Source organism: Arcicella sp. GW821-FHT09D11, from assembly GCF_059416265.1.
In genome coordinates this window covers 861228-887946 of sequence record NZ_JBWKOV010000002.1, presented here as the reverse complement: position 1 = coordinate 887946, position 26719 = coordinate 861228, and the positions used below count along the sequence as shown (strand labels likewise).

22 protein-coding genes are annotated in these 26719 nt (G+C 35.2%); 9 read left to right on the top strand and 13 right to left on the bottom strand.

The genetic code is table 11. The features are described from left to right. Window positions 1-65 precede the first annotated feature (65 nt). Window positions 66-1133, top strand: coding sequence for a LuxE/PaaK family acyltransferase (locus AC07N0_RS08855; protein ID WP_494588885.1), 1068 nt, complete (start codon window positions 66-68; stop codon window positions 1131-1133). A 1-nt stretch (window position 1134) separates the two neighbouring features. Here the strand turns inward: AC07N0_RS08855 and AC07N0_RS08850 are convergent, their stop codons facing one another. The 4 genes from AC07N0_RS08850 to AC07N0_RS08835 form a co-directional block, all read right to left on the bottom strand. Next, complete coding sequence (locus AC07N0_RS08850) at window positions 1135-1545, bottom strand: molybdenum cofactor biosynthesis protein MoaE (RefSeq protein ID WP_494588884.1); 411 nt, start codon at window positions 1543-1545, stop codon at window positions 1135-1137. A gap of 239 nt (window positions 1546-1784) precedes the next feature. After that, window positions 1785-2273 (bottom strand): dihydrofolate reductase, encoded by a 489-nt coding sequence (locus AC07N0_RS08845; RefSeq protein ID WP_494588883.1) that lies wholly within the window; start codon window positions 2271-2273, stop codon window positions 1785-1787. 19 nt (window positions 2274-2292) lie between these two features. Beyond that, window positions 2293-3129: a formyltetrahydrofolate deformylase gene (gene purU / locus AC07N0_RS08840; protein WP_494588882.1), complete on the bottom strand. Its 837-nt coding sequence runs from the start codon at window positions 3127-3129 to the stop codon at window positions 2293-2295. A gap of 89 nt (window positions 3130-3218) precedes the next feature. Next, window positions 3219-3623 (bottom strand): GNAT family N-acetyltransferase, encoded by a 405-nt coding sequence (locus AC07N0_RS08835; RefSeq protein WP_494588881.1) that lies wholly within the window; start codon window positions 3621-3623, stop codon window positions 3219-3221. A 378-nt stretch (window positions 3624-4001) separates the two neighbouring features. On the opposite strand from AC07N0_RS08835, the gene AC07N0_RS08830 reads away from it, so the two are divergent. Then, window positions 4002-5234 carry an isocitrate dehydrogenase (NADP(+)) gene (locus tag AC07N0_RS08830; protein ID WP_492802317.1) on the top strand — a complete coding sequence of 411 codons (1233 nt, stop codon included), beginning with the start codon at window positions 4002-4004 and terminating at the stop codon, window positions 5232-5234. A gap of 238 nt (window positions 5235-5472) precedes the next feature. Here the strand turns inward: AC07N0_RS08830 and AC07N0_RS08825 are convergent, their stop codons facing one another. The 7 genes from AC07N0_RS08825 to AC07N0_RS08795 form a co-directional block, all read right to left on the bottom strand. Then, window positions 5473-6684: a sensor histidine kinase gene (locus tag AC07N0_RS08825; RefSeq protein ID WP_494588880.1), complete on the bottom strand. Its 1212-nt coding sequence runs from the start codon at window positions 6682-6684 to the stop codon at window positions 5473-5475. Between the two features lie 255 nt (window positions 6685-6939). Then, entirely contained in the window at window positions 6940-8310 is a 1371-nt protein-coding gene (locus AC07N0_RS08820) for a sigma-54-dependent transcriptional regulator (protein WP_494588879.1), read from the bottom strand. 220 nt (window positions 8311-8530) lie between these two features. Beyond that, window positions 8531-9682: an ABC transporter permease gene (locus AC07N0_RS08815; RefSeq protein ID WP_494588878.1), complete on the bottom strand. Its 1152-nt coding sequence runs from the start codon at window positions 9680-9682 to the stop codon at window positions 8531-8533. Window positions 9683-9842: 160 nt separating this feature from the next. Beyond that, the gene (locus AC07N0_RS08810; protein WP_492802309.1) at window positions 9843-11087 is read right to left on the bottom strand and encodes an ABC transporter permease; all 1245 of its coding nucleotides are present in this window, start codon (window positions 11085-11087) and stop codon (window positions 9843-9845) included. A gap of 24 nt (window positions 11088-11111) precedes the next feature. Continuing rightward, entirely contained in the window at window positions 11112-11774 is a 663-nt protein-coding gene (locus tag AC07N0_RS08805) for an ABC transporter ATP-binding protein (protein ID WP_494588877.1), read from the bottom strand. A 2-nt stretch (window positions 11775-11776) separates the two neighbouring features. Further along, entirely contained in the window at window positions 11777-13225 is a 1449-nt protein-coding gene (locus AC07N0_RS08800; RefSeq protein WP_492802306.1) for a TolC family protein, read from the bottom strand. Next, on the bottom strand, window positions 13225-14472 hold the full coding sequence (locus tag AC07N0_RS08795) for an efflux RND transporter periplasmic adaptor subunit (RefSeq protein WP_494588876.1): 1248 nt from the start codon (window positions 14470-14472) through the stop codon (window positions 13225-13227). The genes AC07N0_RS08800 and AC07N0_RS08795 overlap by 1 nt, the downstream gene beginning before the upstream one ends. Window positions 14473-14809: 337 nt before the next feature. Between AC07N0_RS08795 and dgt the strand changes: the two genes are divergently transcribed. From dgt to AC07N0_RS08775, 4 genes are all read left to right on the top strand, one after another. After that, entirely contained in the window at window positions 14810-16195 is a 1386-nt protein-coding gene (gene dgt / locus AC07N0_RS08790; protein WP_494588875.1) for a dGTP triphosphohydrolase, read from the top strand. 229 nt (window positions 16196-16424) lie between these two features. Further along, window positions 16425-17192 (top strand): DUF4262 domain-containing protein, encoded by a 768-nt coding sequence (locus AC07N0_RS08785; RefSeq protein WP_492802300.1) that lies wholly within the window; start codon window positions 16425-16427, stop codon window positions 17190-17192. 185 nt (window positions 17193-17377) lie between these two features. Beyond that, a complete protein-coding gene (locus AC07N0_RS08780; RefSeq protein WP_494588874.1) occupies window positions 17378-17845 on the top strand; it encodes a hypothetical protein in 468 nt (155 codons plus the stop codon). A gap of 445 nt (window positions 17846-18290) precedes the next feature. Continuing rightward, the gene (locus AC07N0_RS08775; RefSeq protein ID WP_494588873.1) at window positions 18291-18911 is read left to right on the top strand and encodes a hypothetical protein; all 621 of its coding nucleotides are present in this window, start codon (window positions 18291-18293) and stop codon (window positions 18909-18911) included. A gap of 135 nt (window positions 18912-19046) precedes the next feature. Here AC07N0_RS08775 and AC07N0_RS08770 read toward each other — a convergent pair whose 3' ends face one another. Next, window positions 19047-19823 carry a LuxR C-terminal-related transcriptional regulator gene (locus AC07N0_RS08770; protein WP_494588872.1) on the bottom strand — a complete coding sequence of 259 codons (777 nt, stop codon included), beginning with the start codon at window positions 19821-19823 and terminating at the stop codon, window positions 19047-19049. Between the two features lie 545 nt (window positions 19824-20368). Between AC07N0_RS08770 and AC07N0_RS08765 the strand changes: the two genes are divergently transcribed. The 3 genes from AC07N0_RS08765 to AC07N0_RS08755 all read left to right on the top strand — a co-directional run bounded on the left by AC07N0_RS08765 (window position 20369) and on the right by AC07N0_RS08755 (window position 25120). Then, window positions 20369-23545 carry a DUF4450 domain-containing protein gene (locus tag AC07N0_RS08765; protein WP_494588871.1) on the top strand — a complete coding sequence of 1059 codons (3177 nt, stop codon included), beginning with the start codon at window positions 20369-20371 and terminating at the stop codon, window positions 23543-23545. 141 nt (window positions 23546-23686) lie between these two features. After that, window positions 23687-24442: an SDR family oxidoreductase gene (locus tag AC07N0_RS08760; protein WP_494588869.1), complete on the top strand. Its 756-nt coding sequence runs from the start codon at window positions 23687-23689 to the stop codon at window positions 24440-24442. Between the two features lie 96 nt (window positions 24443-24538). Then, window positions 24539-25120, top strand: coding sequence for a TetR/AcrR family transcriptional regulator (locus AC07N0_RS08755; protein ID WP_494588868.1), 582 nt, complete (start codon window positions 24539-24541; stop codon window positions 25118-25120). On the opposite strand, the gene AC07N0_RS08750 is transcribed toward AC07N0_RS08755, so the two are convergent. Beyond that, window positions 25117-26655: a glycosyltransferase family 39 protein gene (locus tag AC07N0_RS08750; RefSeq protein ID WP_494588867.1), complete on the bottom strand. Its 1539-nt coding sequence runs from the start codon at window positions 26653-26655 to the stop codon at window positions 25117-25119. The two genes, AC07N0_RS08755 and AC07N0_RS08750, sit on opposite strands and share 4 nt — an antisense overlap. Window positions 26656-26719 lie beyond the last annotated feature (64 nt).

Here is a 26719-nt window from a genome sequence, read left to right as displayed (position 1 = left end):
AAAAACATTTTAACGGTATAACGATTTTCCTCGCTTCCTTGTTGTTTTATTGTTCTGTAAAGTTAATGATTTGCTTAATTTTGCAGAACGATATTAGATTGATTTCACGAATCGACCCCAAAATGATAACATCAGCAGAATTAAAAGCAAGCGTACTCAACGTAAATACACAAAATTTTGATGACTTGGCACTAAACATTTTCCGTTTTCAAGCCCAAAATAACGTTACGTATGCAAAGTACTTAAAATATCTACAAGTTGATGTATCGAGGGTTCAGTCAATCAAAGACATTCCATTTTTACCGATTGAATTTTTCAAGACTCAGACCATCCTCAGCGGTGAAGTACAACCAAAAGTAATTTTTGAAAGCAGCGGAACGACAGGGCAAAATACATCAAGACACTTGGTAGCCGACCCTGATTTCTATTTGCAAATTGCGGAACAGATTTTTGAAAAATTCTATGGTAAACTCGCTGAATTTCAAATTCTGGCATTGCTTCCTTCCTATCTTGAGCGAAACAATTCTTCGTTAGTGTATATGGTCGAGCATTTTATCAAACAAAGTAAATCGCCAGATTCAGGGTTTTATCTCAATAATTACAACGAACTAGCGACTACCCTAAAGAGAATTGCGTCAGAGGATTCTTCTAAAAAAATATTGTTAATCGGGGTTACCTTTGGTTTGCTAGATTTTGCAGAAGCTGGTTTAGATTTATCTTTTCTTCAAACATTTCAACACTTAACGGTGATGGAAACAGGCGGTATGAAAGGACGAAGAAAAGAATTGCTCCGCGAAGAAGTACATGAAATACTGACGAATGCCTTTTATGTCGATAAAATTCATTCAGAATATGGCATGACCGAATTATTATCGCAAGGCTATTCTTTTGGTGAGGGCATTTTTGATTTGCCAGCTTCGATGAAAATCTTATTAAGAGATGTAAACGACCCTTTCAATGTTGAGCATCAAACCAGAGGAGGTATCAACGTTATTGACTTAGCCAATGTGGATTCTTGCTCATTTATTGAAACCAAAGACCTAGGCTCGTTTATACCTAAAACTGAACAATTTAGGGTTTTAGGCAGGTTTGACAATTCGGATATTCGCGGTTGTAATCTGATGATTTTATAAATCAGGGGTGGGCTTCTAGCCACTCTTCACCATCTTTGTAAACTTCTCTTTTCCAAATTGGTACTACTTGTTTTAGGGTATCTATCAGCCATTGGCAAGCTTCAAAAGAGGCTACTCTGTGTGGTGTAGAAACAACAATTACCACGGCCACATCACCGATTTCTAACGTTCCTTTGCGATGTACCATTACAATTTTTTCAATCTCCCATTTTTCTCTGGCTTGGTCGGCTAATTCCTGCATTTTTTTTACCGCCATTGTATCATACGTTTCAAAGATTAGCCTTACTACTTCTTTGGCATTATTATGATTTCTGACAGTTCCAATAAATACATCTACTGCTCCCGCACGTTCTGATTGTGCGGCATCAATGCAAGCTTGAATATCAATGGCTTTGTCGGCTATTTCTATCATTTAAAATATTCGTTTAGTTTAAAAATCTTTTAAGTAATCCTTTCCGTACACTTCTTACTTTTCTTGCCTTGATGCAAGAAAAGTAACCGCGCGGCGGACCGCAAAAGAAAATCAAGAAATTCCGAATCGCAACGGCGACCCGTCTCGCTCCGCTCAAACAGTGGAATTTCAAAAAAAATGCTAACGCACGAAAACTTAGATCTCTAATTTTCAAATCAACACATCTTCAAATTTTCAAATTACTTTTCCAATTCCACAAAAGAGTATTTATATAAATGCTTCTCGTCGGTTTCATGGTCTATTCTGCTTACTTCTTCCCAAATATTTTTATCAAGTTCAGGGAAAAAAGTATCTCCTTCAAAAGCATGATGCACCTCTGTCAGATAGATTTTATCTGTAAAAGGCAAGGACAGGCGATAAATCTCTGCACCTCCAATGATAAAGGCTTCGTTGTCTTCTATCTCACTAGCTGCTTCGATAGCATCTTCCAAAGAATTAACAGTGATACAGCCTTCCACTTGAAATTCAGGATTTTGGGTAATGATGATAGAAGTACGATTGGGCAATGGCTTACCGATAGATTCAAACGTCTTACGTCCCATAATCACTGGATGCCCAGTTGTAAGTCGTTTAAACATCTTTAAATCTTCAGGCAATCGCCAAATTAGTTGATTATTATGCCCGATAACGCCGTTTTCAGCAACGGCTACGATAATTGATAATTTCAATGTAGTGTGATTTAACTTTTTACTCAAAAATAATCGTCTTATTCCCATGAATAAACACTCGGTCTTCAAAAACAAATTTCAAGGCTTTGGCCAAGACTATTTTCTCTACATCTCGCCCAGCCTGAGCCATCTCTAAGGCATTTTTGGTGTGGTCTACCCTTGTGATGTCTTGAAAAATAATTGGTCCTTCATCCAAATCATCTGTGACAAAATGCGCTGTTGCACCAATGATTTTTACGCCTCTGTGATGTGCTTGTTTATACGGATTGGCTCCGATAAAAGCAGGTAAAAATGAATGGTGAATATTGACAACTTTCTTACTGAACTTCTTTGTAAATTCTGGCGTGAGAATGCGCATAAATTTGGCAAGAATCAGATAGTCTGGTGAGTAGCTTTTCACTACTTCCTCTATCTGTTTCTCATGTTCAGCACGGGTAATTCCCTCCGCTGGCACATGATGAAATGGTATATTAAATTTTTCTGTAAGCGGACGCAGTACCTCATGATTGCCAATGACTGCTAAAATATTAAATGGCAAATCGTTGAATTCATTTCTAATCAATAAATCTGAAAGGCAGTGGTGTTCTTTGGTAACCAATACCACTACATCTTTTACTTGTTTAGTAGTAAGGTCGATATTAGCGGTACTTGGCAGGATTCCCCTTAGTCCATCTTCAATTCTTTCAGGGTCACAGTCGCCAGAAAAAGCTACACGCATGAAAAAAAGATTGTTATCAACATCTACAAACTCGTCGGTACGTTCAATATTAAGGTTATTAAAAAAAAGTACTCCTGTAATTTTATGAACAAGTCCCTTTTCGTCGGTACAATCAATTCTTAATATATAATCAGTCATTTTTAATTAAAATTAAATTTGGGTTGTCAGTGTTTTACTCAAAACATAAACGCTTGATGAGGGTTCGATTCCCACTGGAGTCGTAAAGATTAAAATGTTTTATTCATCTTCACAAACTCGATTCCATCTTTTGTCCAAGTTTCCGACACGATTTCAAAACCAAATTTTTGATAAAACGGATAAGCACTTACTCTAGCATTACAGCAGAGATTCTTTATATGTTGTTTTTCACATTCTTCAATCAATGATTGAAGTAATACAGAGCCATAACCTTTGCCTTGATAGGCTACTTCTGTAGCAAATTTTCTAAACTGGGCATTTTCTTCTTCTAAAAATAAGGATACAACAGAAAGCAATTCAGCATTTTCGAATACTCCAAAATGTAATCCTCTTTCATCTTCTTCCAATTGCACATAAGCTAGCGGTTTATCTGGCCACATTACGCTTTGTCGGATAGACCAAGTATCGCTAGGATTTATTTTTCTGACTTCCACAAACACAATTGATTAAAACCATTCTGTTTTAAATAAAATACAAAGTAAGTAGATTAATTCTTATTCTTTTCAAAGCCTTTGTTACTATTTTGGTTAAAAGGCTTTTTCTAAAGCTATTTATATCGGTAAAGATGTATTTTAAATCAAAAACTGAATTTTCGGTTTATTAACAACCCTAATTTCCAATATTTTTATTTTCAGGCACTTAAAATTGTATTTTTTTCAAGCCTTGACCAATCTATATAGAATTTAGAGAAACAAAACACATTCCGTATTAATTCATTGATTACCTTTGCCCCAAAATCATTCTTTAAATAAAAGAAATTTGAATTAATTCAAACAATTAAAGTTCAAAATTCCCAATTAGCATATTTCACAATGGAAAAAATTAAAGTTGCGAACCCTGTCGTTGAATTAGATGGCGACGAAATGACTCGAATTATCTGGAAATTCATTAAGGATAAGTTGATTACTCCTTACTTAGATGTAGATATTAAATACTACGATTTAGGAATGGAATACCGTGACGAAACTAATGACCAAGTTACGATTGATGCAGCAAATGCTATCAAAGAATATGGCGTTGGTATCAAATGTGCTACAATCACTCCAGACGAACAACGTGTTGAAGAGTTCGGCTTGAAACAAATGTGGAAATCGCCAAACGGAACAATTCGTAATATTTTGGATGGTACTGTTTTCCGTGAGCCAATCGTTTGTTCTAACGTTCCAAGATTAGTACCAAACTGGACAGCTCCAATCATGATTGGTCGTCACGCTTTTGGTGATCAATACCGTGCTACTGACTTCTTAACAAAAGGAAAAGGCAAATTAACAGTTACTTTCACTCCTGAAGATGGTTCTGAACCACAAACTTTTGAAGTATTCAACTTCAAAAACGATGGTGTAGCATTAACAATGTACAACACTGACGAGTCTATCCGTGGTTTTGCTCACTCATGTTTCAACATGGCATTAAGCAAAGGATGGCCTTTATATTTATCTACTAAAAACACCATCTTGAAAAAATACGATGGTCGTTTCAAAGATATCTTCGAAGAAATCTACCAAGCAGATTACAAAGCAAAATACGAAGCAGCAGGCATTACTTACGAACACCGTTTGATTGATGATATGGTAGCTTCTGCATTGAAATGGAATGGTAATTTCGTTTGGGCTTGTAAAAACTATGATGGAGACGTTCAGTCTGACACAGTTGCGCAAGGTTTCGGTTCATTAGGTTTGATGACTTCAGTATTGATTACTCCAGACGGAAAAACAATGGAAGCTGAAGCAGCACACGGAACGGTTACTCGTCACTACCGTGATCACCAAAAAGGAAAACCAACTTCAACTAACCCTATCGCTTCTATCTTTGCTTGGACTCGTGGTTTAGAGTTCCGTGGTAAATTAGATGGTAACGATGAGTTAATCAACTTCTGCCAAACGTTAGAAAAAGTTTGTGTTGAAACAGTTGAATCTGGTAAAATGACTAAAGACTTAGCAGTTTGTATTCACGGAAATAAAGTGAATCATGGCGAGCATTATTTATATACTGAAGAATTCTTGGCTGCATTAGATGAAAATCTTAAAGCTGCTTTGGCGAAGTAATTTTTGTTTTTCTTTAGCATACAAATATGAGGTATCTTGAATTTTTCTGTTAGAATAATGAGTTTATGAAGATTTTGAATTTATACTTGTCCTTACTTTTTGTCTTGATACAAAAAGTAACAAAAAAATCAAGAATTCCTAAACTCGCTCCGCTCAAACAGTAGGAATTCGGGGAATGTCAATCACAAAAAAGCGGTTTAAATTAGTTTTAGACCGCTTTTTTTATAATTTTAAAGTATTATAAATGATATTCAATTACAAATTCAGTCCAACCGTCAGGTTTTGTTTGTAAAGAAAAATTGAAGCCGTGATTATTCAGTATCTCTCTGCAAAGCATTAGCCCAATGCCTTGTCCTTCTGGCTTATCACTAAAAAATGGAGTGAACAACTGTTGTTCAATGGCTTTGGGAATAGGCTTTCCATTATTAGCAATGACGATTTGAGTATCATCAAGGCTAATTTTAATGGTTTTATCACTACTTCCCTCACAGGCCTCAATGGCATTTTTTAAGACATTCACCAAGACTTGCTCTATTTGCCCTACATCTACTAATATAGCTCTTCCTTCGCCCTTATAATTACTAATTATCGAAATACCTTTTTGCTCTATTTGTAGTCGCATCAGTTGAACAGCATTTTTGATAATGCTTGTGATATTCCTTTCTTCTTTATTAGGCAAAGGTAAACGGACAATATCAGCAAAACGCCTCATAAAAAGATTCAAACGGTCGTTGCGTTCAGTGGCTACCCTTAAAGCATTTGATAAGTCTTCTTCTTCAATATATTTTTTGGTTACTTCCAAAATAGAGTTTACTGCCCCTATTGAATTGTTGACTTCATGAGCCATCATCCGAATTACCTTGCCATAGGCTTTCTTTTCCGTCGCTAGAATTTCGGTGGTTAATTCTTCAATGAGTAAAAATGGACGTGCAAAGCCCCTATCCATAAAAAACGAACGCTGTATCTTATAAGTAGCCAAGCCATTTAATTGTACAGTTTGGGCTTCTTTATTTTCTAATAATAGTAAATGGGGAATAATAGGATGGGGAATCTGACTTAATGCTAAAGTATTTGATAAATATTCAGGCAAAGAAAAAAGCTCTTGTGCCTTGGGGTTAGTCTTAACGATATTTCCGTCAAAGTCTAAAATGATAATGGCTATTGGCGAAGCTTGAATGAGTTTTTCCAGAAAAAAATGTTGTTCAATTACTTGTAGTCGTTCTTGGCGGAGTTGGTCTATCATCGCATTATACACCTCAATCAGTTCATCCATTTCGTACTTGCCCACGGGTTTGAATTTTACCGCAAAATCTTGGTCTTTAATAGCTTCTGCTCCCATCAACAAGAATTTCAGCGGCTGAATAAAGTCTTGATACAACTGCACGGCAAGAACCAATGACCCAAGAACTAATAGTTCAGAAAGGATAAAATAGAGCTTGTTTTCATTCAAAAGCCGAAACGTTAAAAAGATTATAACGGCATGAATGAGCGTAACAAAAATGATATATTTTACTTTTAAGGACAAGAGAATAGTTGTGATTGAGTGAGTTAGTGAATTAGTGATTTTTTATGAGTTATGAGTTAGTGAATTGTGAATTGTGAATTAGCGAGTTTTTAGTTGATTATTTTATAAGTATGTAATAATCAGTCATAAATTTGCCCCTAAATGAAATAAATCACTAACTCACAACTCACTCATTCACAATTACTCCACAAAAGGTATATTAAATTTTTCCAGCCTTCTGTACAAAGCAAAGCGTGTGATGCCTAGCGAACGAGCTACTTTTGATATTTTGTTTTGATGAAAAGCCATGGCTCTTTGAATCATCAATAATTCTATTTCATCCAAAGTCATCGTTCCTACTTCTGGTAGCGTGTTTTTATTATTTTGTATGGTATTGATAGAAATATTCTTTTGAAAATCTTCAATCGCTAGTTCATCTTTAGGCGTTAGCAAAATCGTTTTTTCAACTAAATTTTTCAGTTGACGTATATTCCCTGGTAAAGGTAAAGATTTCAACCAATTGATAGCTTTAGGAGCAATTGTTAAATATGGACGCTCGTAGATGGTTTTTAAGTTATTTACAAAATAGATGGCTAAAGAAGCAATGTCATCGGGTCTTTCTCGTAAAGCGGGCAATTTTACTGAGATAAGATTGATTCGATAAAATAAATCTTCCCTAAAAGTATTATTAGCCACCATTTCTTCCAAATTACGATTGGTCGCACAAATTACTCTTACATCTACTGTCTTGCTTTTACTACTCCCCAATGGTTCAAAGGTTCTATCTTGCAATACCCTTAATAATTTCACCTGACTGGATAAATCTAAATCACCAATTTCATCTAAGAATATTGTGCCTTTATTCGCCAACTCAAAACGTCCTATTCTATCAGATTTAGCATCAGTAAAAGCTCCACGCATGTGACCAAACAATTCACTTTCAAATAAACTAGCCGAAACCCCTCCTAAATTTACTTTAATAAAAGGCTTGTTTTTTCTTTTACTATTTTGATGGATAGCCTCCGCAATCAATTCTTTGCCTGTGCCACTTTCGCCTGTTATCAACACAGGGGCATCTGTAATGCCCACTCTACCAATCGTTTCAAGGATTTCTAATAGCTTTGGGTCTTCGCCCACGATGTGTTCAAACTGATATTTTTGGTCTAACTTCTTACGATTGAGCGATTGTACTTTTTGCTGAGAAAGATTCAGAATCGTGTTAATCGACTGGATGATATAATCGTTTTGCCACGGTTTAGTCATGAAATCTTTAGCCCCCAATTTCATTCCTTCAACAGCCAAATTGATAGTTCCCCAACCTGTCAATAAGATAATAGCAATATCAGGAAAAGCTCCACGGATAATTTTCAATGCTTTTATCCCTTCATCACCTGAGGTTTCTATCGAAAAATTAAGGTCTAGTATAATTAAATGTGGTTGAAATTCTTCGATAACATCCATAGCCAAAATAGGTGAAGAGGTCGTCTTCACCTGAAAGCCTTCTTGCCGAAGCATCAACGAAAGGGATGTCTGCACGGCTATATCATCATCTATGACTAATATTTTGTTCATATATTTTAGCTGTGAGCAATGAGCTTTGAGCCTTGAGTTTTTTCATTTTAGCTTTCTATGAGCGTTAAGCTGTGAGCTGTGAGCTGTGAGCGTTAAACTCTTGAATTCTCAACGCTCACGACTCAAAGCTAAATTCTATTATTCATATTTTTGAGCTTTGAACAATGAGCTTTAAACGCTTAAAAATCTCATGGCTCAAAGCTCATAGCTCACGGCTAATTTACTGTTCATGCAAAGCCATTGCTGGTTGAATTTTGGCGGCTTGTCTGCTTGGGTGATAAGCACACAGCGTTACGATGCCGTATAAAATTACGATAGAAAGTACAATTGCCATCCAATAAATACTAGCTTCTAAATTAAATACATTCATCAAAGGGAATTGTATGGCGAATAGTATTCCAATTAGCATTCCGAAAGTAGCAATTACCCACATTTCGCCAACAAACTGAATTTTGATATTTCCTGCTGTAGCACCCATCGCCCTGCGTACACCTATTTCTTCACGACGTTTGGCAATGTTTAAATTCAAAATTCCAAATAACCCCATCGCTACATTGACTAATAAAAATACAGCAATAATCATAAAAATAATGACAGGCACTAAAGCTAAATTATGTTGATTGTGGCGTTGGTCAGTCAGATAACTTACTTCGGTAGTCCACTCTTTAGCAATTCCGCCAATATCTTTGGTAAGTTTAGCTTCAAAGTTAGCATCTGTCCCTGCTTTTACTTTAATCAGTACTTTATCATAATCGTATTTATCATCCATTAAGATAAAAATACAAGGTTCATTGTTATCAAATTCTCCTTTGGCTTTGAAATTTTCGATTACTCCTACTATTTTTTGGTTATCGCCTATAATTTTTCCAATTGGGTTTGCGTCACCGAACAAACCTTCTTGTGTCTTTTTATTAATCACCACAGGTCTGAATTTATCCACTACTCCTGCTTTTTTATACCAATTACCAAGGATAGTTTTCATCTCTAAAGCTTGTACAAAAGCTTCATCAGTATAGTAATGATCACCATGAACAGAAGTCTTTTTATAACTAATATTACCATTACTGGTACTAAAAGAAAAAGGTGAGTTATTAGACATCCTTGAAACTACCTCTACTTCTGGATATGATTCTATTTTCTGATAAATTGTATTTAATTTTCCAAGAATGGCTGTGGTATCTTGGTTTTTATTCAAGTCTAAAGCCCACACATTTTCATATTCAAAACCAATAGGTTCTAAATAGTTTTTGAAATTGTAACTAATCAGCGACATCACGCCAAAAAGTACTAAAAAGGAAATCCAAATCTCTACCATCAATAAAGTATGGTGGCGTTTTTTATTCCAGATGAGTTTAAATAAATGCTGTAACATATCAGTTGTGAATTAGTGAATGAGTGAGTTGTGATTTAGTGATTGTTCTTAGTTGTGAATGAGTGAGTTAGTGATTCTTGTCATTTGTCGAATCAGAAATCTCATCGCTCATTGCTCAAAGCTAAGATTCCGATAGCCGAAGTCCGATAGTTGATAGCCTCTACGAGCTTTTCAGTGCATCAATTACTTTCATTTTTGACATTCTGATGGCTGGTACTACGCCTGAGAGTAGGCCAAAAATCAAACAAACCAATAAACTGACGCCAAATACACTAAAATTAATCGTTAGGTCGGCATGAAGAATTAAACCACTTTCATTGAAAATACTGATGATGATTAGCGTAAGTATTAAGGCAAAAGAACCTCCAATCATGGTAATAAAGATATTTTCAATAATAAATTGCCAAGCCAAAGAACTAGATGGTGCTCCAAATGCCTTACGAATACCGATTTCAGAAGCTCTTTCCATAATTCTACTCACGTTCAGATTTACTAAATTGATGGCAGGCAAACCCATCAACATTAATAAAATAAAGAAGATACCGATATAGACATAAATGTCTCGACCACCGTTCATAAAGCTATACAAAACAGTATCTACATAAGGCTGTGCTTTGATATCGATGATATCAAACTTTTGTCCAAAATCCATAATTGGTAAAGGAATTCTTCTGACAGAAGCATCAAATTCATCTTGAATTGCCTTAAAATCACCTTTATTTTTAGCCAAAAATATGGCAGTAAAATTGCCTCGTAAACCTGTTTTTTGGTAATTACTTTTTGGCAGATTATAAGGAAAAAATACATCTGAAAAAGTCAAAAAACGGGTTACTGGTGCAGCTTTTACCACGCCAATGACTCTAAACTTTTCGTTGTCAATTTCAATGCTTTTACCAATAGCTGAAACGGTTTCATCTTCAAAAAACTGTCTTTTCATGGCATCTGTAATCACTACTACATGTTCGCCATTAGCAATATTTTGTTCGTTAAAGGGTTTTCCTTCTAAAAATTCATAGTCAGTCACTTCCCAAAAAGTAGCGTCACAGAACTTTGTATTTACTTTGATTTTTTTGCCATTCAAGTACGAATTGGCAAAACTCACAAAAGTAGAAAAACCTACTTTTTCAGGTGTTTTCAAAGATTTGATATGCTCTTTGATAAAACTATAAGACACAGGCCCTCCATTCATTGAAGTTCTCGCAGAATCTCGCAAAGCCATGCTCATGATATATAGCGACCTATCTCGCTTATTTTCAGGATAATGACTTCCCACCAAATGGTCTAGGAAAGAAGTAATGACCATCAATACCGTTAAAGTTAGGGTTATGCCAAACAGCGTAATAAAAGTATAAAATGGATGCCTAAGCAGGACTTTCCATGCAATTTTAATATAATTGAACAGCATGATTTTTATATTTTAGAGGTTAAATTAAGATACTTGAGAACCATCAAAAAGGCGAATTAAGCGGTGGGTTTTCTTAGCCATGTTTTCGTCGTGCGTAACCATTACAATGGTACTTCCTGCATTATTCAGTTCTAAGAGGATATTCAAGATTTCATTCCCCATCGCACTATCCAAATTACCTGTTGGCTCATCTGCTAAAATAATTTCTGGATTTCCAACAATAGCCCTGGCAATAGCAACACGCTGTTTTTGTCCACCTGAAAGCTGATTCGGGAAGTGTTTCATTCTATTGCTCAACCCTACTTTTTCTAACGCCTCTTTTGCCGCATCTCTACGACTTTTGCTGGTTGAAGTACGGTATAGCAAAGGAATTTCAACATTATCTAAAATCGACAAGTCGTTGATAAGGTGAAAGCTTTGAAAAATAAATCCTATTTTCTGATTGCGTAGAAAAGCCAAATCCTTATCCGTGAATTTTTCTACAGGTTTGCCATCGATGGCAATCGTACCTGTTGAAGGCTCATCTAATAAACCCATGATGTTTAAAAGTGTACTTTTGCCACAACCCGAGGGACCCATAATAGAGACAAATTCTCCTTTTTTAATATCTATATTGATATTGTTCAATGCCAATGTTTCAATACTACTAGTCTGGTAGACTTTCTCGATGTTTGTTAGTTTAATCATGATTATTTTCTAAGATTTAAAGATTCGTTTTGTTCAAAATCGTATAAAGTATAATACCGTAATGTATAATATGCTTGCCAATAGTCCCGTAGGGCAATGATATAGTCTCTTTTAGCACGGTCTTTTTCTTGTAAGGCTATGCTCAAATCTGTGATGCTCAAATCTGCCAAAATGTACCTATCTTGGGCAATCTGATACCTTTTATTCGCTATTTCATCCGTTTCTGCGGTGAGTTTTACTTGCTTTTGAAGCATCTCAAATAATGTTACCTGTGTATAAATCTGTTGCTCAAAAGTCAGTTTATCTTGTTCCACACTTTGCTGTGTTAGTTGTAAATTGGCTTTCGCGGTTTCAGTACGAGCCTTAGACCTACCCCAATCCATAATCGGCAACGTAAATTGTATTTCGACAAACTCACGGTCTTGGGCATTTTTATAAATATCCAAAGGTCTTGCTCCACGATTAGATAAACCAAAAGCTACATTCAAAGAAGCATTCAACCCATTCTCGCTTTTAGCCTTATTCAAATCTCGCTCAGACTCTAAGATTCTTCGCCTAAAGGCAATCGCATCAGAACGACTATTTAAAGCCTCTTTGATAGCTCTTTGTGCATCAATCTCAAACACTTTAATCTGAAAAGGAATATCAAGGTCTAATTTTGTGCTTTCTCTATATCCAATATATGATTTCAATTGTAGTGTAGCTACCTCCGCTTGCTGTTTGGCAGATGCCAAATCTTTCTGAGCATTCAGCACTGATAAACGCAATTGAAGGATATCATTTTCTGAAATCTTGCCCAACTCTAGTCTTTTCGATGCAATTTTATACAGCGTATCGTTATTACTTCTATTCTTCTCGGCAATTTGTAAATTGACCTGAGCAATCAATAAGTCAAAATAGTAACTACTCACATTCAAGGATACTTTTTCTAAGGACTCCAAAAATAGTTGCTGACTTTCTGAATATTTCAACGGCTCTATCTGTTTATCCCATTTCATGGCATTGAATCTAAAAAGCGGTTGCGTCAATCCAAATGCTACAGGTATGCCATTATAAAGCGTCGTATTTCTCTCGAAATCATCAAAGCGTTGAAGTTGCTTTTGCACATAAATCGTTCCTCCTGTTTTAGCAATACTTTGGCTAAGCGATAGCGTTAAGGTTGAATTATTATTAGAAACCGATTGAAAAGCTATGGTACCATCAGGTTGAAGCACTTGAATAAACGAGCGCGTAAAACTTGGTAATGCTCCGCTTAAACTCAATTGCGGTTTAAAATCAGCCTGAAACGATTTGAACCGCCAAAAATCTGTTTCCTTCTGTGTGGATGCTTGTTTAGCAGCAATGGATTTATCCTTAGCCATTTGCACGGCTTCGTCTAAGCTTAATTGTGTTTGCTGAGCCAATGATAAATTGCTAATAAACAATAAGATGTATCGTAAAGTGTTTTTCATTATTGCTCAATTTTAATTTCGTTCAAATGCTCATACTTGCTCAAATCCGAAATAATTACCTTTTCGCCTGCTTGAATACCACTTTTTATCTCTACAAAATCAAAGTTCGACAATCCAATTTCTACTTCTCTCCTTTTGGCAATCCCTTTTTCTAATACAAATACAGAGGTCTTTCTTTTCCCATTAAAAGCAGGTCCATTAGCCACACGAACGGCATTAGCAATGCGATTGGTAACCATAAAAACCTCCACCTTCATATTGGGACGAAGCGAAGAATGTTTGCTGTCTTCTAAAGCCACTGAAAACTGTACAATACCATTGGCTACCGAAGGTTTTATTTGCACCACCATTCCACGTAGTGACACTTCATTGATTTTTACAATCACGGGCATCCCTATTTTCAGTTGGTCAGAATAGGTATCTGAACAAGAACCTTCTATTCTAAAACTGCCTAAATCAGCCAATTTAGCTAGCATTTCTCCTTCGTTGACTGCTGAACCGATTTTATCGTTTACCCAAGTAAGCACGCCAGAGCGGTCGGCAATAATATCTGCCATCGTGATTTTGTGTTGAAGTTCTTTTAAGTTCTTACTTTCTATTTCAGCATTCAGTTCAGACTCACGCACATTTGCTCCAACAGACTTTCGGTGATAATTCAATTCGTTTTCTAATTGTGCTTTTTCTAATTCAGCAATCTTCAGCAGATTCTCGGCTTTAGTTACGTCCTCTTGGGTTCTCCCTCCTACTTTTAGCAAGCGTTTGGTATCTTCTAAATCTGCTCTAAGGCGATTAATAGTCAGGGATTTTATTTTGTCGCTAATGTCAGCATCATAGATTTTTTTATCTAAATCCATCTTCAGTTTCCCAATGCTATTTTGCTTTAAAGCCAGTTGGTCTTTTAGTTTCTCCAACTCTATCATCGTCAGCGATTTATCTAAGTCCATGATAGGCTGTCCAGCCTTTAATGATGCCCCAGTGGTAAAAAACACTTTTTTGATACTTGCTTTTATCGGACTAGTAATCGTTTGTTCAAAAGCAGGGATTACTTCCCCCGATGCCGTTAAGGTATTTTCAATACTGCCCATTTCAGCCACAGCCGTTCTGATTTTTGAAGCTTCAATAGAAGATTGAAGAGAATTTCTAAAAAGGTAGAGTATCACAATTAACGCTGACACACACAATAAACCTATAAGCCACTTTTTAGATTTCCGTTGATTAATAAGGTTTTGAGAAATTTCTTTGTCCATAATACTGTTAAATTTTCTAATAGTATTCCAAAGACAATGCCAAACAATAATCAATTGACTATCAACAAATTACACCAAATTGGAAATGTAATTTATGTGCGATTTAGCACGGTTTGTGCGGGAAAGAACGGGCTATACTTACCGTATAATAAGTTTTGGAAAATTTATCATGTGATAATTTGTGAAGCTGGGAAGGTTTTGGTAAGTTAGATTATAATTAATTATTGTGCTATCCTTTAGTTTTTAATCCCGAAAGAAATATAAATATCATATTACAAATTACGAGTTACAAGCAATTGACTAAAACTCGCTGAAATCAATTTACATATTAACAAATATGAGTTTAACTTGGAACAACTGCTTTTCAGAGAAAAGATTTGGCTTTTCTTCTAGTGACCCTGACATTCGTACAGAATATGAAAGGGATTGGGATCGAATAATATTTTCTAGTCCATTTAGAAGACTACAAAATAAAACCCAAGTTTTTCCATTACCAGAAGAAGTTTTTGTACATAATAGGCTTACTCATTCTTTAGAAGTTGCAAGTGTAGGTAGGTCTTTAGGAAAAATTGTAGGGAGAAAATTAATGGATATTAAAGAGATTTCTTCAAATCCTAAAGCTAAAAGTTTTTATAGAAATAATTTAAAAAATGTAATTAGTGCTGCATGTTTAGCTCACGATTTAGGTAATCCAGCTTTTGGGCATTCTGGCGAGGAAGCAATTTCTAAATATTTTAAAAAGAGAGATACTACTAAATCTGAAGATATAAATTTCAAAAAATTATTTTCTGATAATGAATGGAAAGGTTTAATCACTTTTGAAGGTAATGCTAATGCTTTAAGAATAATTACTCAAAAGCAAAAAAATAGATTTAAAGGAGGTTTTAGATTAACATATTCAACAATTGGTTCAATTATAAAATATCCTTGTGAATCATTAGCAAGTCAAGGGAAAAAGGGGAGTAAACACAGGAAGAAATATGGATACTTCAAAGCAGATGAGGAAACATTTCTTGACATTTGTAAAGAACTCAATATGATAGAAGAAAGTGAAAATGAATTATTATCCTTTAAACGTCACCCTTTTGTGTATTTGGTTGAGGCTGCTGATGATATTTGTTATAACATTATAGATTTTGAAGATGCCCACAGATTAAATATTTTAAGTTTTGATATTGTCAAAGATATATTTTTAGAAATTATATCTAAAAATCCAAAAGAAAACATTGAAGATATTAATCGTAAAATTACTGAGTTGAGTGATGATAAAAATGAATGTATTGCTTATTTAAGAGCTAAGTGTATAAACACATTAACATATAAATGTGCAGACGTTTTTTTCGAAAATAAAAATGTTATACTAAAAGGGGAGTATGATAATACCCTAATCGAAGATATTTTAGAAATTAAACCTGTTTTTGAGGAATTGACTAAAATTAATTATAAATATATTTACAACAATAGAAAAGTTGTTGAATTAGAAATAGCAGGCTTTAGAATTATGAGTGCATTAGTAGAAGATTTTGTTACATCGGCCTTAACGCCAAAACATGAACGAGAAAAAGAGCAAAACAAAATTTTAGAGTTACTACCAAATCAATTCAACTTTGATGAAACTGATTCACCATATCTCAAAGTAATGAAAATACTAGATTTCATTTCTGGAATGACTGACTTATTTGCATTAAAGCTTTACCGCAAATTGAGAGGGATTGAAATATAAATGTCAATAACTAATAATATATTTTACTGTCATTGCTATCCCTCGCTTGGCGTAGTGTTTCATTACGTCAGAGCGTGTTGCAATGTTACATTGCAAAAATGCAACGCATTTTATGTTTTTTTCAAGTTGTGTACCCTGCATACTACTAGACGTTGTGTTCTAAGAACACCTGACACTCTGACGTAGTGAAACAACACTGCGCCAAGCGAGAGTAGTACAAAATAACCAAATGACAACAGACAAAGAACATAACGGCATCAATAAAGACGACTTAGTTGAACAGACCAAATTAAATATTGACAAATTTGGTCTGCAAGTTATTATGGTGAGTTCAACAAGTTATTCTCCTTCTTTTGCTTATAGTATTGGTTTGTCACAGACTTACAATCACCCAGAGATAATTTGTTTTGGACTGCCAAATGACCTTGGACATGAAATAATTAATGATGTTGCTGAAATAATAAAAAATGGGGAAATTATAGAGATAGGAAAAATTTACACTGAAATATTTGAGAGTAATAAAGCGACATTTTTAAACGTTGACCAAAGAAACATAGACGGCTATTTTGGAGTAGCTTCAAATTATTATTACGGCAAAAAATTTGAAGCTTTGCACCTTATTTGGACAGACCGCAATGACAAATTTCCGTGGGAAGCAGACTTTGAAGAAGAATTTATTTATAAACAACCTTTACTCGACAGAAATGCTGATTTTAAATTTAGAGAAGAGAAAAACCTTTCGACTTTTACAACAAAACAATGGCTTGATGAACAAAAACCGATTTTACATGTGGTTCACGATAGTGATGGAGATTGGCAATTTTTAACAGGTGACCAACTACCAGAGGATATAAAAATTGTTGCTTTAGAAGAATTGGTTTTACATGACAACACCTTAAATGAAATTTTTGACCTTGAATATGGAGAAGAGGCTCAACGAGAAATGGTAGGTGGTAAATGGACAAGAAATAAAGTTAAATATGATGAATTATGCTAAGCGTTACCCTCACTTGGCGTAGTGTTTCACTACGTCAGAGTGTATTGCAATGTTACATTGCAAAAATGCAACGCATTTGATAATTTTTTCAAGTTGTGTACCCTGCATACCACTAGACGTTGCGTTCTAAGAACGCCTGACACTCTGACGTAGTGAAACAACACTACGCCAAGCGAGAGAGATATATGAAAAATAAAATATTTATTTTTTTGGGATTGTTCATTTTTGTTGGGTGTCAACAAAAATGTGAAATTTACAAATTAACAGTAGAGATTAAAGATAAAGATTATCTCAGATATACTGAATATTATGTAGTTGATAACCCTCCAGAAAGTCGCGATACTTTGATAAAATATATAGTAGATTATAATAGTAAGACTCTATTATCAAGACAAAATGAGATTAAGAAGTACACTCGTTTTATACAAGTTTTTTATCAAGAAACATTTGGAATAAATAGAAATTATAAACCAAGTTTTTTTTTCTTTGATATTGATGACATTAGAGAAACATACAGTCATGAAGAAGACAGAATTTTAACTCTTATTCATAAAATGGAAGAAGATAATTGTTTAAATTGTTCTAAGGCTCCATATTTTATTGGAGAGGGGAAATATAACGGTACAGGAAAATTTAATACAATAATAAAGTAACCCCTCGCTGTTCTAAGTCTTTTTTAGACTTAGAACGATAAATAAAATTGCAGTCTCCGACTGCAAAGCCATACAGAACACAGAAAATTATGTTCAGCTTACTACAACTATAAATGAAATATTTTAACCATGACATCTATAATTTCTGACATAATGTTTTCACTTTTAGGCAGAGCTTTTCTTTTTATTCGCTATAGAGACTTTCAAAAGGTTAGAAAAGTATTGGCTGATGAATATGAAGATTCTTATACTCAAGCTGGTATAATTTTAATTCTTTGGGTAATTAGCTTCATATTATTATTTGGTGTTGGCGCATCGTTATTAGTTACCATTTATACTATTTTGCACCATAACTTTCATTTATTTTAGAATTCTGATAAGGGAAAATTATGCCCCACTGTCTGTGACACACAAAGAAGATTACAGCAATTGACACAAAACAGTTATGAAAATTCAGTTTATTTTAATGTTCTTCAGTTTATTTTCTATCTCTAGTTGTTCAACAACCAATAAAAATGAAAATATTCTAATTGATACAACTCAAGAAAAACTTAGCCAACAAGCTCCTAAATTACATCAAGATACCTTAACAGACCCATATCACTATTACTATTTATCACATCTCCCCTTACGACAAGTCGGACAATTGATACTTAACGACAGCATAATTCCCTCAGATAACAAAATAACTTTTAATTGCATGGACAGTCTTTCCTCAAAAAATGCAAATACAAGAAATTATTATTTCCCAGTCTTTTTGAAAATACTAGACAAATCTGATGGTGCTTTAGGAGAAGCAATAGGACAATACGCAATGACTTACATAGAAAAATATCCAAAGGAATTTGCTGAGAAGTCAAAGTCGATTACTAACGAACAATTTAAGTCATGGGCTTATCATACTGGCTATGAGTTATACTTCACATATGCTACAGATAAGAAAGCAAAACGTTGGATAAGTTCTATGATTAAGAATTGTTCTAATTGTGATACAACACAGTTGAAAAGATTAGAAGAATTTAATAAACTTGTTACTGTTGCAATAAAAGACAACTATGAAGAGTAAAACATAACGGTTACCTCCGTGGTTCACCTCTCTCCTCCGTGGTCTGTGGCACACAGAACACTTGTACGAATGTGTTCTGTGTGCCACAGACCACGGAAAAAGCGGCAACCCTTGCAGTTGCCGAAAACGAATAAATCATATCCACCCTTCCTGCAACGCTTTGCCTACTAATTCCACAGGTGTTTTGCAATTAGCTTTTTTTAGTAGGTTTTTGCGATGTGTACTTACGGTATGCGAGCTTATAAAAAGCCTATCGGCTATTTCCTTACTGCTTTTATTTTCTACAATCATTTTTAAAATTTCTCTTTCTCTTGGTGTAAACGGGATATCAGATAGCGTAAGGGTATTCGTTTCGGTAATATTATAATATGATGGTTCACCGTCAAGTCCTATGATGGAAAACGAAGGAACGCCGTCTTGTTTTATGTGCGAAATATCGGTGTCTACATCCAACGTACGATAATAGTTCTTCTCGTCAAAATCTATTTGCACCGCTTGGTGTAGCAGTCGTACATAGCGATTGTCTTTAGTACGCATCCTAAGGTCGTACTGCATTTTATATTTTGATATTTTCTCAAACGGCAAATCCTTGAAAAACTCTGTAATTCGTTGCTCAAATTGTAAAAAGTAAGGTTTGTCGTCGGGATGTATTATGTCTAAGAAAAAGTGAATATCCATTTCTTCGGGCATATAACCCAGCACATTGGTAACGCCTGGACTCACAAAATCAAAGTCTGCTTGAAAAATATTAAACACATAATAGTAATAAGTTCCTGGCTGAAAGAGATTAAGGAGTTGCTTGTGTAACTCTAACTTCAATTTTAATTCGAGTGGGTATCCAGGCTCTTCTTTTACCACTGTATTCCATACTTTTTTGGCACTAAGATAAAGTTGTGAATGCTCGTTTGACATAATTATAAATGTTCTTGATCTGATAGTTATTTTGTTCTATATGGGTCTGAATTCATGTGCATTGGACATTACATTAAAAAAAGTCGGGTAGATATAATTCAAGCCACAGTCTTGGGCCGTTAAGGAAATTTAACTTTATATTAATTATTCTTTGTTTCGTAAAGACGAAAGAAAACAGGAAGTAGTAACAGTAGAAAAATAAGAAAGTAACTGTGAATATACTGAAAACTGTTGGAGAAAGTCAAAAAATAACTCAATAAAGATAATCATTATCACAGAAAACAGGACAGCAAGGAATTAACTTTAGATAGAGCATAAACTCAAACGGTAACCGCAAGGGTTTCCAATAAATACTACCTCTACTAACTCCGTGGTCTGTGGCACACAGAACACCTCTCCCACTGTGTTCTATGTGCCACAGACCACGAAAAAAGACATGAGTGAACAAGAGGGTCAATTGCCCAAATATTTGGAATATTGAGTAAATAAATACCGACTTTAGTTTTATAACTTAAGTCAACAACTCCTCTTAATACTAGTAACTCATGAAAAAAGGATTATTCTTAGTTTTCTTCTTAGTAATCTCCCTTAAAATAGTTGCACAAACAAATGCAGTCATTAAAAATCTTCATTATAAACCTTTCAATGGAAATGGTTTTGTTTGTGTAAATCCCAAACAGAAATTCAACCGAGCTTTATATGGTGGCAATTCAGCTTTTAGGGTTGAAGCTGGCGATTTTCCAGAGTTTGCGCTGTACTTACCCGGCATGGGCGGAAACTGCAAAATTGGCTTGTTGAATGGTACAAAAAGTAAGTGGCTCTCGGAAGCTCAAAAAATACAGACGGTGTATCAGGATGGAGCGATGCACTACAAAATTCAAGATGAATTATTGGGTGATGCTACTTTGGTATTAAAAGTAACAGCTACTTATACGCAAGAAGCCATGTTGGTAGCTTATCATATTGAAGGGAACAAACCCAAGGATACACAACTGACTGTTTTGTTTGGAGGAATTACGGGGAAAAAGTTTTCAAGAGATGGTGATATTGGAGCAGACCCAGAGAGTAGTTTTTATTTAAAAGCAGAAAACTGTACTAACAATAAAATCAACATAGCTAAAAACTCTTTTAACATACAATATTTACCGAAAGATTCTACCCAAGTAGTAGCGGGACTATTTCCTGAAAATTATACTTTATCTATCACAGATGCAATCGCTCAAAAATCTCCTTTTGAAGTCAATACTTATGCTAATAAAGTTTCAAATCCATGTTTGGTGGCTATTGGTGATTTGAAGGAGACAGAACAATATCTCTATATTCAAAAAGGAAATGTAGCTTTTGACTATTCAGCAATTCCTTCGTTTGCAAAACAGAATGAAACGCTTCGCCAAAAAATTGTTAATACTATACAAATCCAAACGCCAGATACGTTGCTAAATCCTATGGGACAAGCCCTTAGTTTGGCCGCTGATGCCATTTGGGATAGTCCTACTTATATGCACGGTGCTGTGGCTTGGCGTATGCGTTTGCCTGCTTGGCGTGGTCCTTATATCGCTGATGTGCTTGGGCAACATGACAGGGCCAAAACGCACTTTTCAGCTTATGCCAAATCACAAGTGGGTGAAGCTTTTCCTTTAGTAGATTCTTCTCCTGATTCTGCCATGCATTTAGCTCGCCAAGTCGAGAAAGTTGGGAAAGGTATTTTTACAGAAGGATACATTTGTAGAAACCCGAATGGCGATATTCGAGCACACCATTACGATATGAATTTGGTGTATATCGACCAACTTTTAAATCATTTCAATTGGACTGGTGATACTACTTATCTCCGTGAAATGTGGCCAGTTATCAAAAAACACCTCACTTGGGAAAAACATAATTTTGATGCTGATGATGACGGACTTTTTGATGCTTATTGCTGTATTTGGGCAAGCGACGCTTTGCAATACAGTGGTGGTGGCGTTACTCACTCTACAGCTTACAATTACCGAGCATTTCGTTCAGCAGCTTTATTAGCTAAATTGTTGGGTGAAAATGCAAAGCCTTATCAAGATGAAGCTGATAAGATTTATAAAGCGCTACAAGAAAAACTTTGGTTGGATGAAACAGGCTGTTTTGCTGAATACAAAGATGCTTTGGGCTTACAAATAGTCCACCCTTCTGCGGGACTTTGGACGATTTACCATGCTATTGATGCTCACGCCGCTTCGCCGAAACAACAATATCAGATGACAAAATATGTTGAAAAAAACATTCCTCATATCCACTTTCGCATCCCAGAACTTAAGCAAGATTTTTATCAGCTGAGTACTACCAATTGGCAACCCTATACTTGGAGTATCAACAATGTGGCTTTGGGTGAAAACCTCCATACTTCATTAGCTTGTTGGCAGGCAGGTAATAAAAACTTAGCCTATGAAATTTGGCGAAATACACTCATCGAAAGTCTTTATACTTCTGCTTCACCTGGTGGTTTTGAACAATTATCCAGTCTGGATGCCATCAGGGGCGAACTGTATAGAGACTTTGCCGACGGCATCGGCATGGCTGGCAGAAGCTTAGTTGAAGGTTTGTTCGGCATTAGACCGCAGTTATTAGAAAGCAAATTATTGATTGAACCGGGTCTTCCGAACGAGTGGGCTTATGCCAAGCTAAAAACGGCTGACATTGAATTTAACTTCAAGAAAAACGCTAAACTATACGAATATGACATTAAAACCTTTTGGAATAAATCATCTGAATTAACTTTAAGGATTTCAACGGAGTTTCAAAAAGTAAAATCTGTAGTACTTAATGGTAAACCTGCAAAATATGCTTGGACACAAAACGGCAATAATGAGCCAATCCTTGAAATAAAGACCTTAAAAGGTAAATCATTTTTAGTAAAAATATTATTTGAAGAAAATAAGGCCGTTAACAATGTCTTAAAACGTGCAATACCCAACATAGAACAGGCTATTTTAAACCACGAAGAAACCGTAAAAAGTAATGTATATCATTCAATAGATTTAAGTAGCTTTTTCAACGATAAAGTGACTCGTATTTTTAAAAATAAGTACCTGTCTCCTCGCCCACAAAGTGCTACGTTGCAATTGCCTGTTCAAGGTATTGGTAATTGGTGTTACCCTTTGGTGGAAGCTATTATTGATGACTCAGGTCTTCGTCAAAAAGCAAAGCAACAAAATGGATTCATTCATTATCAGCAAATTCCATTTGCTACACCCTCTGATACCAATCAGGTGAATATTGCTTTTGCTAGTAAATGGGATAATTTTCCCGATACACTGCATATACGTCCTAAACAAAAAATACAGGGTCATGCTGTGCATTTATTAATGGCTGGTACTACCAATCCTATGCAAAGCCAAATGGCAAATGGCAAGATAGTTATTGACTATGAAAGCGGAGAACAAACTTCTTTTGAATTACACAACCCAAACAATTGGTGGCCCATTGAACAAGACTATTTTTATGATGGTAAGGCTTTTCAATATTCAAAAACTGAGCGTCCAACTCGTTTGTTATTGAAAACGGGTAACTTCATCAAAGAAAATGCAAAACATACCAGTATCAAAGGTTTTAGTAATATGGCCATTGAAGGTGGAGCAGCTAACATTTATCAATTTCCCATTCTACCAAAAACGATTAAATCTATTCAAGTAATCTCTCTTTGTAATGATGTTATCATTGGCTTAATGGCTCTTACCGTGCAGGAATAAGCATTTTTCAAGTTAGGGAAAAAGGTGGAAAAATATTTTTCATTTTTTTCTCATTCTATTTGGAATGTTCGTTCCAAATATATTACCTTTACGGAACAAACATTCCAAATAAGAAATCTGGAATTTAAAGCAACAAAAAAAATGAACAAATTATCAAATAAAATCGCCATCGTTACTGGAGGTAACAGCGGAATCGGATATGCAGCAGCTCAAGAATTAAGTGTAGAAGGTGCTACAGTAATTATTACAGGTAGAAATAAAACAACCCTTGAAACCGCCGCTACTGAGCTTAATGCGAAGGCAATCGTGGCTGACCAAGCAGATTTGAAATCGATTGATAAATTGGTGGAAGAAGTAAAAGCAACTTATGGTAAAGTGGATATTATCTTCTTGAATGCTGGTATTGCAGCTTTCGCTCCTTTAGAATCTGCCTCTGAAGAACATTATGATACCATCATGGATGTTAACGTGAAAGGCGTTTTCTTTACGCTACAAAAATTCTTACCTATTTTAAACGACGGTGCTTCTATTGTATTCAATACTTCTATCAATGCCCATGTCGGTATGCCTAATTCTAGTGTGTATGCAGGTAGTAAAGCTACTATCTTGGCATTCAATAGAGTATTTGCGACTGAATTAGCGCCAAGAAAAATACGTGTAAATGCTATCTCTCCTGGTCCTGTTGAAACACCACTTTATGGAAAATTAGGTTTAGGACATGAAGAAGTAGCTGGTTTTGGCGAAATACTAGGCAAAAAAATCTTATTGAATCGTTTCGGACAATCAAGCGAAATTGGTAAAGCTGTGGTCTTCTTAGCTTCTTCCGACTCTTCATTTATTACTGGTACTGAACTTGTTGTTGATGGTGGCTTATTGGTAAACCCAGTAGTAATCTAATTTTTTGTCTAAATTTGGAATGTTCGTTCCATTTAAATAGCTTTGCTTGAAAATATTCAGCAAAGCTATTCGTATTATTTTAAATCGATAAAGATCATGGCAAGGACAAAGGAATTTAATGAAATAGAAATCTTAGACAAAGCAATAGATTTGTTTTGGTTTAAGGGCTATAATGGTGCTTCTATGCAGGATGTTGTAGATTCTTTGGGCTTGAGTCGTTCGAGCATATATGATACTTTTGGGGATAAACATCAATTGTATATTGCTGCCTTAGAACAATATAGAAAACAAGCCGCAGGTGCTTTGATAACAATGGCAAAGGATTCGGAACATCCTTTGCAAACCATCCAACAGCTTTTTGAAATGCTTACGAATGATAGCCTTAATACCATTTGTAGCAAAGGCTGTTTTATGACAAATAGCACCATTGAATTAGCACCGCACGACCCAGAGATTCATAAAATAGTCAAAGACAATATGCAAGATATAGAGAAGGCTTTCTATCATCTTGTAAAAAAAGGACAAGAGTTAGGTGAAATTACCAACCAAAATGATGCAAGAGCCTTAGCTCGTTTTTTGTTCAATACCATTTCAGGCATCAGAGTTGCCGCAAAGTCGGGGGCTAATAAGGCTGTTTATCAAGATATTATTGATGTTACATTGTCAGTCCTTCGTTAATCATTCCAATCTTTCATTTCCTCTTTGATATCTTCAATCAGAAAATGATTGATTGGTACTTTGGCATCTTTTAACAGATAGATACTTGTTCCGTATTCGCGGGCAAAGGGGTTTTCTAGTTTGCCCGTTAATGCTACTGATTGAAAAAGCGGTTTTTCTTTTTCACGATTTTTATCATCATCGTCGGAAAATTGTATCAAGATGATGTTTTTAATCTCAACTTTATCCAAAGGCGGATACCAATTGATGTAATCAGCATTAACAGTAACAGCACCAATAGCTGGGAATTTTGAATAGTAATTGATAGCCCCTGCTTGTCCATAATTATCACAAATTACCAATGTATGTTCTTTGTCTGCGATGCCTGCATATACACTATCTACTTTTTGGGCTAGTTCTTTCCAGCTTAACATATCTGCAAAATCTTGTGGCATCGTATGGTCTTTACCATCTTCCCATCTTAACATGCCAAACTTTTTATAACTAGCCAGTTTTCCTTGTATTTCAGTGGGTGTAACATTGGGAAATGCAATTCTGTACATCGGTATAAACAGTAGCAAAATAATCAAAATCGTTATTGGACGAAGGTATATTTTCCAGCCTTCATTCAATACATTTTCTAAATATACCGAGCCAAAAGCCAATAAAATTGGGTATAAACCAATGGCATAATAGTCTTTCGCTTGTAAATACACAAAGGTTGATAAGCTAAACACAAATGCCCAAAAGAACATTCGGTATTCTTTAAAGGGCTTGTACCTAAAAAAAGAAATGAGTGCGGCTATTAACACAAAGAGCGAAGCTGTAAAAAAGAATAGTTGTTCTTTGAGGAAACCCACTCTACTGACATTGACTAATTGATATTTTTTAAGCAAAGCCAGATGATGAAAAACAGGGTAATTGTTATTTACCTGCCAAATTAAATTAGGAAGTATGAGCAAAAACGCAATGAATATGGCAATGTATAAATGTGGGTTTTTAAATACTTTCCGATGGGCGCTCAATACTAAAGCAGGAATAAAGCCTATTAATAAAAATACAATATTATACTTATTCAAAAAGCCAAAAGCAAAAGTAACAGCCGCTATCCACAACCATTTGTTTTGAGAAGTACTGAAGTATTTTAACAGCGAAAAATATAGGAAAGTCCAACAAAGAATATCTAAGGAATTGGGTTGATAAAGGGTATTTATTCGTAAGATGACAGAAAAAGTAACAGCACAAGCCCCTAAAATCAAGGCGAAAATACCTCCATTTAATGCTTCAATCGCTTTCCAGACCACCACCATGGTCAATACACCAAAAAGTGCAGGAAAAAATTTCACCCAAAATATACCATTGCCCAATTGCAAAATGATAAACGAAAACCACGAAGTAACGGGTGGAACCGATAAATATCCCCACGCTAAATGATGTGCTTGGTCGAGATGCAGGTATTCATCTCGGTGTAAATCATAAATAGGATGGATTAAATTATATTGAAGGATAAACTTAAAAACAATGAAACAAATGAGTATGATAGATTTCTTATTCATAGTCTTTGGGAAGCGAGGTTAGTATTTTTAAAGCAATATATCAAATGTATGTCATAATCAAAAT